The organism is Oleiphilus sp. HI0132 (genome assembly GCF_001635845.1).
Genome location: NZ_LWGJ01001833.1, coordinates 1 through 831 on the forward strand (window position 1 = coordinate 1; position 831 = coordinate 831).

1 protein-coding gene is annotated in these 831 nt (G+C 40.6%); it reads left to right on the forward strand.

The window, feature by feature from the left end; translation table 11 throughout:
* Positions 1-362: 362 nt before the first annotated feature.
* Positions 363-818: a hypothetical protein gene (locus tag A3766_RS27670; protein WP_068510452.1), complete on the forward strand. Its 456-nt coding sequence runs from the start codon at positions 363-365 to the stop codon at positions 816-818.
* Positions 819-831 lie beyond the last annotated feature (13 nt).

Below are 831 nucleotides of genomic sequence, written 5' to 3' on the forward strand. Positions count from 1 at the left end.
CGCTTCAAGGGTATGGATAATGGTGATAATCACAGTCAGCTCACTAAAGATAAAGTTTAGCCACGTCATTCGTTGTGGCAGAAAATGCTATGATTCTTACCTTAGTTCCTTTAAGAGCTCCCTTAAGAAATGCTTCCCTAGTAGCAGTATTTATAGCACTTATATTAACGTTATCTTTAACTGTCGTATAGTTTAATTTTGAGACCAGTTTGCCAAAAACAACTAGTGAACGCTATTGACAGCTTATCGCCGGGCTTGCGGTTCAATATAGGTAGTGTTGTTGAGAGTTAATGCACTCATTGGGTGCCTGGGATATACTGCAAGCAGTTTAAGAATATTACTTACCTTCAATAAGAGGCCTTATGTCGGAACAAGAAAATACTTCACAAATGCTGGTCGATATAAGTGGTGATCTACTCTATTCAGCGGGCAGTGCGAGTGAATTACAGTCACGTCTAGATATGCTTGTTGTTGCCTGGAATATGTCCTTGCTTTCTCGCGCTGATAGAGCGCTGAAAATGAAGCGTTTTATACGTAAACAGAAAGGCGCAGCCCCAAGTAAGGATGCATTAAAAAGCTTAGAGGGCGAGATAAAAAAGATTGTTAAGCGCAAGCTGGATTTGTATCCAGGCCTAGACACCGAGTTAGTGAGAGCCGAGGCGCTTATTCAGTCCCAGGATAGTTTTGAAATTAAAGTCTACTTCAAAGACAAGGAAGAAGAAGCGAAGCAAGAACAAGCAAAATATACGATTACTCGCTTAAATGAAGAAATGGCAACTCGAGAGCTCAGCGACCTAAGTAAGCTAGGAATCAAGTAAATATTTTAATGCC